Source organism: Acinetobacter sp. YH1901141, assembly GCF_013416935.1.
GTDB lineage: Bacteria > Pseudomonadota > Gammaproteobacteria > Pseudomonadales > Moraxellaceae > Acinetobacter > Acinetobacter towneri.
Genome location: NZ_VPEY01000009.1, coordinates 98500 through 111936, shown reverse-complemented (window position 1 = coordinate 111936; position 13437 = coordinate 98500). Strand labels below are relative to the sequence as shown.

Annotated in this window: 10 protein-coding genes; 7 read left to right on the top strand and 3 right to left on the bottom strand. The window is 41.9% G+C overall.

The window, feature by feature from the left end:
- Window positions 1–437 precede the first annotated feature (437 nt).
- Window positions 438–2864, bottom strand: coding sequence for an endopeptidase La (lon, locus tag FTV52_RS07205; RefSeq protein WP_131260796.1), 2427 nt, complete (start codon window positions 2862–2864; stop codon window positions 438–440).
- A 147-nt stretch (window positions 2865–3011) separates the two neighbouring features.
- Window positions 3012–3608, bottom strand: coding sequence for a 5-formyltetrahydrofolate cyclo-ligase (locus FTV52_RS07200; RefSeq protein WP_026438444.1), 597 nt, complete (start codon window positions 3606–3608; stop codon window positions 3012–3014).
- 351 nt (window positions 3609–3959) lie between these two features.
- On the opposite strand from FTV52_RS07200, the gene FTV52_RS07195 reads away from it, so the two are divergent.
- From FTV52_RS07195 to FTV52_RS07165, 7 genes are all read left to right on the top strand, one after another.
- A complete protein-coding gene (locus FTV52_RS07195) occupies window positions 3960–5210 on the top strand; it encodes a YncE family protein (RefSeq protein ID WP_096902747.1) in 1251 nt (416 codons plus the stop codon).
- 97 nt (window positions 5211–5307) lie between these two features.
- Window positions 5308–5805, top strand: coding sequence for a hypothetical protein (locus FTV52_RS07190; protein WP_004970693.1), 498 nt, complete (start codon window positions 5308–5310; stop codon window positions 5803–5805).
- 518 nt (window positions 5806–6323) lie between these two features.
- Window positions 6324–7994 (top strand): L-lactate permease, encoded by a 1671-nt coding sequence (gene lldP / locus FTV52_RS07185; protein ID WP_179988566.1) that lies wholly within the window; start codon window positions 6324–6326, stop codon window positions 7992–7994.
- A gap of 24 nt (window positions 7995–8018) precedes the next feature.
- Window positions 8019–8768, top strand: a complete 750-nt coding sequence (gene lldR, locus FTV52_RS07180) for a transcriptional regulator LldR (RefSeq protein WP_179990357.1) — start codon at window positions 8019–8021, stop codon at window positions 8766–8768.
- Window positions 8765–9919 carry an FMN-dependent L-lactate dehydrogenase LldD gene (lldD, locus tag FTV52_RS07175; RefSeq protein ID WP_016659249.1) on the top strand — a complete coding sequence of 385 codons (1155 nt, stop codon included), beginning with the start codon at window positions 8765–8767 and terminating at the stop codon, window positions 9917–9919. Before lldR ends, lldD begins: the two co-directional genes overlap by 4 nt.
- Window positions 9920–10009: 90 nt before the next feature.
- A complete protein-coding gene (dld, locus tag FTV52_RS07170) occupies window positions 10010–11725 on the top strand; it encodes a D-lactate dehydrogenase (RefSeq protein ID WP_179990356.1) in 1716 nt (571 codons plus the stop codon).
- Window positions 11726–11773: 48 nt separating this feature from the next.
- Window positions 11774–12673, top strand: coding sequence for a LysR family transcriptional regulator (locus tag FTV52_RS07165; protein ID WP_004970549.1), 900 nt, complete (start codon window positions 11774–11776; stop codon window positions 12671–12673).
- A 105-nt stretch (window positions 12674–12778) separates the two neighbouring features.
- Here FTV52_RS07165 and FTV52_RS07160 read toward each other — a convergent pair whose 3' ends face one another.
- Window positions 12779–13330, bottom strand: a complete 552-nt coding sequence (locus FTV52_RS07160) for a ricin-type beta-trefoil lectin domain protein (RefSeq protein ID WP_019837853.1) — start codon at window positions 13328–13330, stop codon at window positions 12779–12781.
- Between the last annotated feature and the right edge of the window lie 107 nt (window positions 13331–13437).

The window sequence follows — 13437 nt, the reverse complement described above, 5'->3', positions numbered from 1 at the left end:
GTTAAAATGCTGTGCTGCTTTTCGCACAGACATTTTATCTCTAGCCATAATTTCTATGACTTTGTCTTTAAAATCTTTTGAATATCCCATGTTTCTATTGTTCTATATTTTTGAGTATTTGGCTATAGGACTGCGGTTAAAAGGTCATCCACCTGGAGATATGGATGACCAGACCATGAAGCACGCTTCAATCAAAAGCGTCTGATCAATTTATCGGTCTAAATAGACCAAACAAGAAACATACAGCGCGATGTATCTTAAATTTATATATGTGGATGGTTTGCCTATTTTTCAAGGAAATTGAATTAAAAACAGACTATCCATTTTAAAAATAATTAAAAAATTATTCAATTATTTTAAATCCAGAATCTAAATACAACAAAAGAGCACCGAAGTGCTCTTTTGAGATGTTCTATGCTTAAAGCAGAGTAACTTGCTTAATGACGTGCGGCTTTGCCTGCTGCTACTGGCTTCACAATCGGTGCCTTGGTTAAAGGCTTAGGCATACTGGTCAGTGCCAAAGGCAAGATTTCATCAATGCTTTTCACAGCCTTGATTTCCAAACCTTCTTTGACATTGTCTGGAATTTCAGACAAGTCACGCACGTTTTCCTGTGGGATAAATACCAGTTTGATACCACCACGATGTGCCGCAAGAAGTTTCTCTTTCAAGCCACCAATGCGCATTGCACGACCACGTAAGCTGGTTTCGCCTGTCATGGCAATATCAGGACGAATTGGAATATCTGTAAATGCAGATACCAATGCCGTAGTCAATGCCAAACCTGCAGATGGACCATCTTTAGGTGTTGCACCTTCTGGCAAGTGTACGTGTACATCGGTTTCGGCAAATACATTGGCTTCAATGCCTAAACTGTCGGCACGGGTACGCACAACGGTCATCGCGGCTTTGATTGACTCTTGCATCACATCACCCAATGAACCTGTGGTGATGAAATTACCTTTGCCTTTCATGGTTGCCACTTCAATGGTGAGTAATTCACCACCCACTGAAGTCCAAGCCAAGCCATTTACACGACCCACTTCGGCTTCTTCTTCTGCCATACCATAGTCAAATTTGTGTGGACCAAGGTAGTCAGGCAAGTTTTGTGAAGTCACATCTACCTGTAGGTTTTTGGCTTTTTTGCTGACTGCTTCTTTCACCACCTTACGGGCAATTTTTGACACTTCACGTTCCAGACTACGCACACCTGCTTCACGTGTATAGCGCTGCACAATGTCACGAATCGCTTCTTCATGAACCGTCAATTCTTTAGCACGCAAGCCATTATTTTTGATGGCTTTAGGGACAAGATAGCGTTCTGCAATATTCACTTTTTCATCTTCGGTATAACCCGGTAGACGAATTACTTCCATACGATCTAACAGAGCTTCTGGAATATTCATGCTGTTGGCAGTACAAATGAACATCACTTCAGACAAGTCTAAGTCTAGATCTAAATAGTGATCATTAAACTTGTTGTTTTGTGATGGATCAAGTACTTCTAACAAAGCAGATGCAGGGTCGCCACGGTAATCCTGTGCCATTTTGTCAATTTCATCGAGCAAGAACAGTGGGTTCTTCACACCAACTTTAGTCAATGACTGCACAATTTTACCCGGCATCGCACCAATATAGGTACGGCGGTGACCGCGAATTTCCGCTTCATCACGTACGCCGCCTAGCGCCATGCGCACGAACTCACGTCCAGTGGCTTTTGCAACCGATTCACCCAGTGAGGTTTTACCTACACCCGGAGGACCGACTAAGCACAGAATTGGACCTTTGAGTTTTTTCACGCGCGACTGCACAGCAAGGTATTCCACAATACGGTCTTTGACTTCATCTAAACCGTAATGGTCGGCATCTAAAATTTCTTGTGCTTTCGCCAAGTTAATGCTGACTTTGCTGGCTTTGTTCCATGGCGTATCTAAAATTACTTCCAGATAGTTACGTACCACAGCCGCTTCGCTAGATGCAGGTTGCATGGCTTTTAGCTTACGGAACTCAGCTTCTGCTTTTTTGCGGACATGTTCTGGCAAGTCTGCTTCGGCCAGACGTTTTTCAATTTCAGCGACATCATCTTCCGCACCGCCGTTCATATCGGACAGTTCGCGTTGAATGACTTTCATCTTCTCATTCAAGAAGTATTCACGCTGATTTTTTTCCATCTGGCGTTTAACAGAGTCATGCAAGGTTTGCTCAATCTGCTGTTCTTCAGACTGTTGCAATAAATAAGTCATTAACTCGGTCAAGTGAGCTTCAAACTCATCGTGCTCAAGGAATTTTTGTTTGACATCAATATTCAATGGCACACGGGTTGCAACAAAGAACAACAACTGCAATAAATCTTCAATTTTATTGGCAGCAGCAATCAGTTCACGTGCATTGCGTAATTTTGCTTCTGCATATTGCGCAAATAAGGCACGTAATTCTTGCAAACGTGTTGCTTGGGTATTTTCATCCATCGCAACAGTCATTGGGCTCAAGCTGTGTTCTGCAGTCAAATACGCGTCTTCATCAATAATTTTTTCGAGTTTGGCGCGGTATAAGCCTTCAATCAGAACTTTGATACAGTTTTCATCATTTTCGTGATTCACAACTTGCACAATCTTCGCGACAGTACCGTATTGATATAAATTGTCGTGATCAATTTCTTCTGTAAGCGAATCTTTTTGCGCAACTACAAATACTAGATTGTCACTGTTACGAGCCACATCAACTGCATTGATCGATTTTTCACGACCTACAAATAGCGCGATTTGCATGTGTGGATAAACCACCACATCACGTAGCGCTAAAAGCGGTAATACACTTGGAACCTGAGGCTCTAAGGTTTCTTGATTCATAATAATTTCAGACATGGGCACTCCTAATGAGTGACAACGGTGTTGCCATGTTTTTAATAGTGATGGGTATTTTTTAAAATACAAGGGTAGGTCAACACAAATTGTTCAAAAAGTAGCTAAATATGTGATTTTAAATTGATCTATTCAGTCAAAATGATCAATTTAGCGTTTCAAGGTGCGTTTAAACTGTAAAAAATGTTGTGGAGTTAGTAAGGCATCTACAGGTTGATCCCAATTTTCACGTGGCAAGCGTGTATGAATTAGCTGAAAATCATGTGCAATCCCTAAGCGATAAGGATGCTGCGGGGCAGAGGCTAAAGTGCGGTCATAATAACCACCGCCCATTCCAATGCGGGTGCCATGCGTATCGCAAGCCAATAAGGGCATCAAGACTAAATCTAAATGGGAGATGTGTTTTCCGCGACTTGTTCTTGGTTCTTGCATCCCCAAACGATGATGGGCAAAGCGACGCTGACGATATTGTTGTGGGGTGATTTGTACCCACACCAAGTGTTGATTCATATTGCAAATCATGGGCAAATACACTTGTTTGCTATGCGCGAAGCAATATTCAATGATGCGGTGTGTATGAATTTCACCAAAAGCATGTAAATACATACCCACTTTTTTTGCGTACTGAAATTTTGGCAGTCGTATTAGCCGCTGCAAAACAGCTTGCTGTGCGTGTTGCTGTTGGGTGCGCGTGACCGCTCTGCGCTGTTGTCGAAGCTGTTTACGCAAGGTTTTAAGTTCCAACAACTGCATCTCGGCACATCCTTATATTCTTGAGTTTAAATGCTTGAATGGGTATGGGATTACTGTCATTTCATCGACAAAAACAAGCTTTTATCATACTTGGCATTTTAACAGGATGTGATGCTGTATTTCTGTTTATCTGAAAATTGACCTGCTATCGGATAGTCTAGCTCGAACCCTAGACGCAAAATTACAAAAACTCTTATGCTATTGCCCAATCAATGCCACGCCAACAATCTTCAAGATCGCTTCAAGATGGATTAGGCAGGCTTCAGTTAAAAACAACAAATATGTAAAAACACAAGCCAAAACAAAAACAACACTTTCATTTTGCTGTTCAGGGAGAACAAGAACATGAATTATTCCAACAAGGTGTTTAAACATCTACTTCAAGGCGTGCTGGCTTTAGGAAGTTGTGTCAGCGCACAAAGTTATGCAGATTCGACCTATTTACCGCAGCCACCGAATACCCAACAAGTCTTTTTTGTCGGCAATAACTGGGATGGCACAGTGACGGTGATTCACCCTTCACAAGACTTTGGCAAAGTGGGTGTGGTCAATATGATTCCTGACCGCAAAGAGCGTTTATTAGAAATTCATTTAAATCCAGTGAAATTGATTGCCTACACTTACATTCAACAAACTGCAGGTGAGGGCAATGACCAGTTGGTGGATGATATGTATTCCACGCCAGATGGACAGTCGATTGTGGCTTCACGTCCAAGTTTTGCCGATGTGGTATCCATCAACATTAAAACGGGCAAAATTAATTGGCGTACGCCAGTCGAAGGTTTCCGCGCAGACCACATGGCGGTTTCACCAGATGGACAACGTGTTGCTGTGTCGGCATCGTCAGGTAATGTGGTGCATGTTTTAGATATTCATACAGGTAAAGAATTGGGGCGTTTTGCAACAGGGGATAAGCCGCACGAAAATATTTACTTTGCAGGTGGAACGAAAATCTTAAACTCTGCGATTGGTAACGTAGAAACTTCGATGGATGCACAGTGGCAAGATTTTACCAAAGGTAAGCGCTTTATTACCATTGCCGATGCCAACAATTATAAAGTTCTGAAAAAAATTGATTTCCGACCTGCGTTAGATGCCTTTGGACGTAAGGATTTATCCAACTCAGTGCGTCCTATGGTGCTAAGTAAAGATGAAAGCAAACTTTATGCGCAGGTTTCATTTTTTAATGGTTTGGTGGAATACGACTTAAAAACCGATAAAGTCACGCGTATTGGACAATTACCGGGCAGCAGTACAATTCCAAAAGACCGCAGCAAATGGGTAAATGATTCACGTCATCATGGTTTATCCATCAGCGCAGATGGCGAAAAACTCTGTGTGGCAGGCACGATGGATGATTACGCGACCATTGTAGACCGTCAGAGTTTAAAAGCAGGCAAACTGATTCCTGCAGGTAAACCATATTGGGCAACCCGTAGCCCAGATGGAAAAAGCTGTGTGATTTCAGAAAGTGAAACCGATGTGGTAACGGTGATTGACTTTGCTACGGGAGAAAAAGTCCGCAGTGTGCCAGTGGGGAATCACCCACAGCGAGTGCGTTTGGGTTATGCACCAAGCGATTGGTCGACGCCGTAATTTTTAAGCCGATCATAACAGGCAAAGCATGCTAAGGCGCTCAAGACGATATTTGAATTGAGCGCATTTTAGGATGGTTTGCTTATGGAGCATGCACATGAATGGGACTCGATGGCTCGGTATTGGCTTTTTTGTTTTGGCGGTCGCGGTGTTGTTTACCGTGGTGTATGTGTTTCAACCACCGAATAAGACTGTTTCGGAAACAGTGTGGGTGAAACCGAACACGGCTTCCACAGAGATAGAAACAACGCAAAGTCTATATTCAGATGAATCTGAAAATGTACTGGAAACAAACGCTATGCTAGAGCGTGCTGCGGTATCTGCAGTTGAAATGCAGCAATTAATCCAGCAACGTGATCAGTTGTATTTAGGCTTTAAGCAAATTAGTACAGGTTTAAGCCAAGGGCAAAAGCCTGATTTAAACCGTGTACAAAGTATGTTGCTACAGCAGGAACAATTGGTACAAGCAGGCGTATTAAGAGCAGAAGATGCAATGAACTATAGCCAGTTTTTAAAGCAAATTTTACCTGAAATTGCAGGGCAAATTGATTTGCATATTTCGCGTTTAAAGCGCCTGAACGTGGTGACAGGTTAAGCCACAGTAAGGTGTGAGTTGCTGTTATAAATACACGATGACGCCATTGTTGCAGTCAATAATGGCGTTATTTTTTTGTCTAAAAAATTCTTTTAATCCACATGTTTTTAAGCCGAATAGCGGCCACTTGAGCTGAATTTATCCATGATTCCTTTGATCAAGCGTTCAATTCATCTTAGAAGAAAGCACACGTATTTTACTGTATTAGACGAAAGTTGTATAAGGCTGTGCCGAATAAATTTGGTTTTTCCTTCCTTTTAAAAACTACAGAAAAAACAAAGTTTAAATTTTTCTTCACCGTATTTTTTATGCTGCGAACAAAGATCATCTTTATTTAAATTGGTATGACCATTTAAATAAATAACCAGACCAATGTTGACATTTATTTGTATAAAACTATTATTTGTTGCAAATATTAAGAGTATTTTGATTTTTATCTTAATATTGGTCAGACCAAAATTAGAATTTTACCTCTATGCTTAGACCTATGTTTACGTTTGAGTGAGCATTTCAAGGAGATGACAATGCTTCAACATTGGCAACAGATCTACGATCCAATGGCAAATATTTGGATTTCGAGTCTTATTGCATTAATCCCGATTATCTTTTTCTTTCTGGCATTGGCTGTATTTCGCTTAAAAGGAAGTGTTGCGGGAACAATTACGGTTATTTTGGCGTTATTAGTGTCGTTATTTGCCTATGGCATGCCTGCACCAATGGCTTTTGCTTCATTGATCTATGGCTTTTTCTACGGTTTATGGCCAATCGCATGGATTATTATTGGCGCATTATTTTTATATAAAATCTCTGTAAAAACAGGGCAGTTTAACATTATTCGCTCATCTATTCTGTCAATTACAGAAGATCAGCGTCTCCAGATGCTACTAGTGGGCTTCGCGTTTGGCACATTTTTAGAAGGTGCAGCGGGCTTTGGGGCGCCAGTGGCAATTACTGCTGCTTTGTTGGTGGGTTTGGGTTTTAAACCTTTATACGCTGCGGGTTTATGTTTGATTGTGAACACCGCACCTGTTGCGTTTGGCGCAATGGGGATTCCAATTATTGTGGCGGGTCAGGTTTCGGGTGTAGAAACCATGGAAATTAGCCAGATGGTTGGGCGTCAGTTGCCATTTATGGTGCCTATTGTGCTGTTCTGGATTATGGCAATTATGGATGGCTGGCGCGGTGTGAAAGAAACTTGGCCTGCAGTGTTGGTGGGTGGTGGTGCTTTTGCGATTGCACAATACTTGACCTCTAACTTTGTTGGACCTGAGTTACCTGACATTACAGCCGCAATTGCCTCTTTGATTAGTTTAACGGTCTTATTTAAATTCTGGCAGCCAAAACACATTTTCCGTTTTAGCGATGCAGACACCAAAGTGGATGCCAACTTAGTTGCAGAACAACAGCAAAAATACAGCATCGGGCAGATTGTTAAAGCATGGTCACCTTTTGCAGTGTTAACGGTGATGGTCACTATTTGGAGCATCAAGCCGTTTAAAGATTTATTTGCCAAAGATGGCGCAATGCACGACTGGGTAATTTCCATCAAAGTGCCATTTTTACACCAACTGGTGCAAAAGATGCCGCCTGTGGTCGCTGATGTTAAAGACTATGATGCGATCTTTAAGTTCGATTGGCTTAGCGCAACTGGGACTGCGATTATGATTGCGGCCATCATCACCATCATTTATTTAAAAATGAAACCGCGTGAAGCTGTTAAAACTTTTGCTGAAACCATCAACGAGCTAAAAACACCAATTTATTCTATTGGGATGGTGTTGGCGTTTGCATTTATTGCCAATTATTCAGGTATGTCTGCGACTTTGGCACTGGCTTTGTCACACACAGGCAATGCTTTCACATTCTTCTCGCCATTTTTAGGCTGGATTGGGGTGTTCTTGACAGGTTCAGATACTTCAGCCAACGCCTTGTTTGCTGCCTTGCAAGCCACAACCGCACAGCAAATTGGTGTACCAGAAGTTCTGTTGGTTGCTGCCAATACCAGTGGTGGGGTAACAGGCAAAATGATTTCACCGCAATCTATTGCAATTGCCTGTGCGGCTGTTGGTTTAGTCGGTAAAGAATCGGATTTATTCCGCTTTACCGTGAAACACAGTATCACGTTCACCGTAATGATCGGTATTATTATCACTCTACAAGCTTATGTGTTCCCATGGATGATTCCATAACCACATGCACAAGAGGATAGCCGCATGAAAGTTTCCGACAAAGTTGTTCAAGACCTGCGCACACTGGTTGAAAAAAATCAGATGCAAGTCGGAGACCGATTGCCTGCCGAAAGAAAGTTATGTGAACAACTCGGGGTTTCCCGTTCCTCTTTGCGTGAGGCTATTCAGCAATTGACCAGTCAGGGCATGCTGGTCAGCAAAGTTGGAGCGGGTACTTTTTTGCAACAACTGCCTACCAATTGGTCGCAATATCAAATTGTGCAGCCTTTAAGTAACCTGATTGATGAAGATCCTGCTTATCGTTTTGATGTGCAGGAAGCACGAATGGTGCTTGAAGGTGGTACGGCATGGTATGCCGCACAGCGGGCAACTGCTGAGGATTTGAAAAACATCCGTGCCTGTTATGAGCAAATCGCCCATTTTCAAATTTTAGGTGATGACGGTCAGGCAGCAATTGCCGATGCCAAGTTTCATTTGGCAATTGCCGAAGCATCGCACAATTTGGTGCTCATTCAAATGATGCGCGGCTTATTTGATTTGTTGCAATACAACGTAGTTTTGGGCAGACGCAAAGTCTATACCGAAGCCCACCGTTTCGATCAGTTGCACGATCAACACTTTCAAGTGATGGATGCAATTGAACGCCAGGATCCAGAAGCTGCCCGTTCGGCAGTGTGTGGACATATTGAATTTGTAGTTCAACAAGTACGCATGATAGACGAGGAAGATGCGCGTCGTCAGCGTGCGAGTCGATTAAACAGGATAGCGCCATGATTATTTCTTCTGCGAATGATTACCGCGAAGCAGCCAAACGCCGTTTACCGCCATTTTTATTTCACTATATTGATGGAGGTGCGTACGCGGAACAAACGCTGAAAAGAAATGTGGAAGACCTTTCACAGATTGCCTTGCGCCAACGTGTTTTGAATGACATGTCGGCTTTGAGTTTAGAAACCACCTTATTTAATGAAACCTTGTCAATGCCTGTGGCTTTGGCACCTGTGGGTTTAACGGGCATGTATGCGCGCCGTGGTGAAGTGCAGGCTGCAGTTGCAGCTGACAAAAAAGGTATTCCGTTTACTTTATCTACCGTGTCGGTGTGCCCAATTGAAGAAGTGGTGCCTGCCATTTCACGCCCAATGTGGTTTCAATTATATGTATTACGTGACCGTGGTTTTATGCGCAATGCCTTGGAACGTGCCAAAGCAGCAGGCTGTTCAACCTTAGTCTTTACGGTAGATATGCCTGTGCCTGGCGCACGTTATCGTGATGCACATTCGGGCATGAGTGGTCCAAATGCTGCTATGCGCCGCTATATGCAGGCAGTGATGCATCCAAACTGGGCATGGGATGTTGGCTTACTAGGTCGTCCGCATGACTTGGGCAATATCTCTAAATACTTAGGCAAACCAACAGGACTTGAAGATTATATTGGCTGGTTAGGCAATAACTTTGACCCATCTATTTCATGGAAAGACTTGGAGTGGATTCGTGAATTCTGGGATGGCCCAATGGTCATTAAAGGCATTTTAGACCCAGAAGATGCTAAGGATGCTGTTCGTTTTGGGGCTGATGGAATTGTGGTGTCCAATCACGGTGGTCGTCAGTTAGATGGTGTGCTCTCGACTGCACGTGCTTTACCGCCAATAGCCGATGCAGTAAAAGGAGATCTAAAAATTCTAGTGGATTCAGGTATTCGTAATGGCCTAGATGTGGTGCGCATGTTGGCGATGGGTGCGGATACTTGTATGCTCGGACGTGCCTTTATTTATGCACTAGGTGCAGCAGGTGGGGCGGGTGTGAGTAATTTACTCGAATTGATTGATAAAGAAATGCGAGTCGCAATGACCTTAACGGGTGCTAAAAACATTCAAGCGATTAACTCAGATTGCTTGGTACAACTTGAGCGTGAACTGAAAGGCTAAATTGCCAACAGGAGCGATCAATCCATCAACCGATGCATTTGGCTGAATCGCTTAATTGTATTTTTCACCTTGTTTCAGGACTTGTACACTATGCCACAGACAATTTCTTCTGCAACACAATTTGATGCTGCAGCAACCCTCAAAAACTTGGTCGATATTGTGGGAAAAGCGCATGTATTGACTCATGAATCAGATACTCGTTTATATCGTCAAGGGCGACGTTTTGGCGAAGGACAGGTTTTTGCGGTGGTCACGCCAGGTTCTTTATTGCAGCAGTGGCAAGTGTTACAAGTGGCTGTGGCAGCAGATTGCATTATTATTATGCAAGCCGCCAATACTGGACTCACGGGTGGTTCTACCCCTTTTGGTGATGACTATGATCGTCCTGTAATTTTGATCAACACCCAACGTTTAAAAGGTATTCAGCTCATCAACGATGCCAAGCAAGTGATTTGCTTGCCTGGTGCAACATTGGATGCTTTGGAACAGCAATTGGCGCCGCATCAGCGTGAGCCACACTCAGTCATTGGTTCATCTTGTATTGGCGCTTCAGTGTTGGGCGGGGTATGTAATAATTCAGGTGGTGCATTGGTCAGACGTGGTCCTGCCTATACTGAGTTGGCCTTATATGCACAAGTCGATGCACTGGGCGAGTTGCAACTCATCAATCATTTGGGGGTGAATTTAGGGAACTCGCCAGAAGAAATTTTAACCAAACTTGAGCAACAACAATATCGCCCTGAAGATATTGAATATTCGGAACATTGTTGTGCTTCAGATCAGCGTTACGTGCATGATGTTGCCCAAGTCGATGCCGATACGCCTGCACGGTTTAATGCCGACCCGAGCCGTTTGTTTGAAGCTTCGGGTTCGGCAGGTAAAGTCTGTGTGTTTGCAGTGCGTTTGGATACATTTGAGAAAATTCCGAGTCAGGTGTTTTATATCGGCAGCAATCAGCAGGATGATTTAACCGCGATTCGCCGTTTTTTATTACGTGATTTGCCGCGTGTACCGATTGCTGGCGAGTATATTCATCGAGATGCCTATGACATTGGTGCAGAATATGGCAAAGACAGCTTCTTGTTTATCGAGAAGTTTGGCACCAGTAAAGTACCTGCAGCTTTTGCCATGAAAGACAAAGTTGATGGTTTTCTAACCCGTTGGGGCATGCGTGGATTGTCGGATAAAGTTTTGCAAATGTTCACGAAACTACTGCCAAATCATTTACCAGAACGCATGAACCAATTTCGTGATTTGTATGAACATCATTTTATTTTGCGCATTGAGCAGCAAGATGTTGCGGCAGTACAGCAGTTTTTAATGGATTATTTTATCACGCGCAATTCCGGCAGTTTTTTTCTATGTAATGAAGATGAAGGCCGTAAGGCTTTTCTGCATCGCTTTGCAGTGGCAGGTGCTGCAATTCGTTATCGTGATACACATCGAAATGAAGTGGAAGACATTGTTGCTTTAGATATTGCGTTAAGACGTAATGATCAGCAATGGGTTGAAACCTTGCCCGAAGAGTTGGAGCAGGCGATTATACATAAGTTGTATTATGGTCATTTTTTATGTCATGTCTTTCATCAGGACTATATTATTAAAAAAGGCGTAGACCCGTTGGCGATGGAACATCAAATGTGGTCATTGCTTGATGCACGTGGGGCAGAGTATCCTGCAGAGCATAATGTTGGGCATTTATATGTGGCGAAGCCTGCCTTAAAGCAGCATTATCAAAAATTGGATCCGACCAATTGTTTTAATGTGGGCATTGGGCATAGCTCTAAATTAAAAGCTTGGCGTTAAATAAGGATGAAAACTGAGCAGTGAAACTGATTCTAAGGAAAGATGGATATGTTTAAGTTAGATAGCAAACTGCTACAGATTTTTTACTATGTATATAAATTAAAAAATGTGTCTGCAGCAGCAGATGCATTGGGCATGAGTCAGCCTGCGGTTAGTAACTGTTTAAATAAAATTCGTCAGCATTTTAATGACCCATTATTTTTAAGGGTTGGCAATGAAATGTTGCCTACAGAGTTGGCGAAACAGATTTTTTCACCGATTAGTGAAATTATTAATAAAATTGAAACGGTCAATAATTTTAAAGTCGATTTTGATCCGACACATTCCGATCAATTATTTACCTTGGCAATGACCGATGTTTCGCATTTGGTTTTATTGCCAAAACTGACCAAGTTTTTAAAAAAATATGCACCTTCAGTGCGGATTAAAATTCGTCCTATTACCCGTGAAACCAGTTATCAAATGGCAAATGGTGAAATTGATTTTGCGATTGGTTTTTTACCTGAGTTAGAGCAGGGTTTTTATCAGCAGCAATTATTTTTACAATATTATGTGGTGATTAGTCGTAAAGATCATCCACGTATTTGTGAAAAAAGTTTAGATGTTGAAGCTTATATTCGTGAATCGCATGTCGATGTAGATACCAGTATAGGTCACTACCATATTGAAAATGAATTAAGCAATCGTGGTTTAAGACGTAATATTCTAATGAGTATCCCAAGTTATTTAGGGGTCGGTTTAATTGTGCAAGAAACCGATATGATTGCGACAGTGCCTTATTATTTAAGTGAGGTGTTATTGGCACGCGGGAATTTACAAGTAGTGAGTGCGCCTTTGAATTTTCCAACCTATCCTGTACGACAATATTGGCATACGTCTTGTCATCACCAAACCAGTCATCAGTGGTTAAGAAAAGTGATTTTTGATTTGTTTAGTCAGCATCCTTAATTAATCGTATTTAAAGTAAAATTTTTATAATTTTTTAAATTATCATTCGCTAATTCCCTCATCTTCAAAAGAGCAGGCTAGGCTGAGGGAATTAGTGATTCTTTTTTATAAGGCAATAAAACTAAATTTCTGCCCACGATTTTGATTGCAGCTATACATTTTCATTTTTCCATTATAAATATCTAAACATTTGCCTGTATCTGCACTACGAATACGCTGACCATCGAGATACCATTTTTGGTTACTTTGTCCATTACAGGTATAAGCAATTACTTCAGCACCATCATGTTTCTGTTTTCCTGCTACATCTAGACATTTACCTTGCACGGTAATGCTTTGATCAGGATGGAAAATAAAATGCTGATTGGTACCATCATGACAATGTGAAGTCTGAATGGAGCGTTGATTACTGCGACTAAAATCTACGCAGCGACCATCATAGGTTTTAATTTTGACTTTTTGTTGCCATGTTTGTGCAGGATAAGGCATAGGTGTTGGCATATAAATGGTTTGTTGTGCAGGACGTTCTACAGGTGTACTTGCTGGAATTTGAGGTTGAATGACGATATTGGGAATCTGCCCCGATGCTGTTCCGTCAACTACAATACATGCTGTTAAAAGTGAGCAACTGCTTATAGTGAAAAGTGTCTTAAACATAAGAGAAAACAATTTATTTATTAGGTGGATAGGATAAATTTAAAGCATGGAATAAATATTTATTTTTTGTAATTTTATGAGTAATTGACCCTAAAAATTTATCGAAT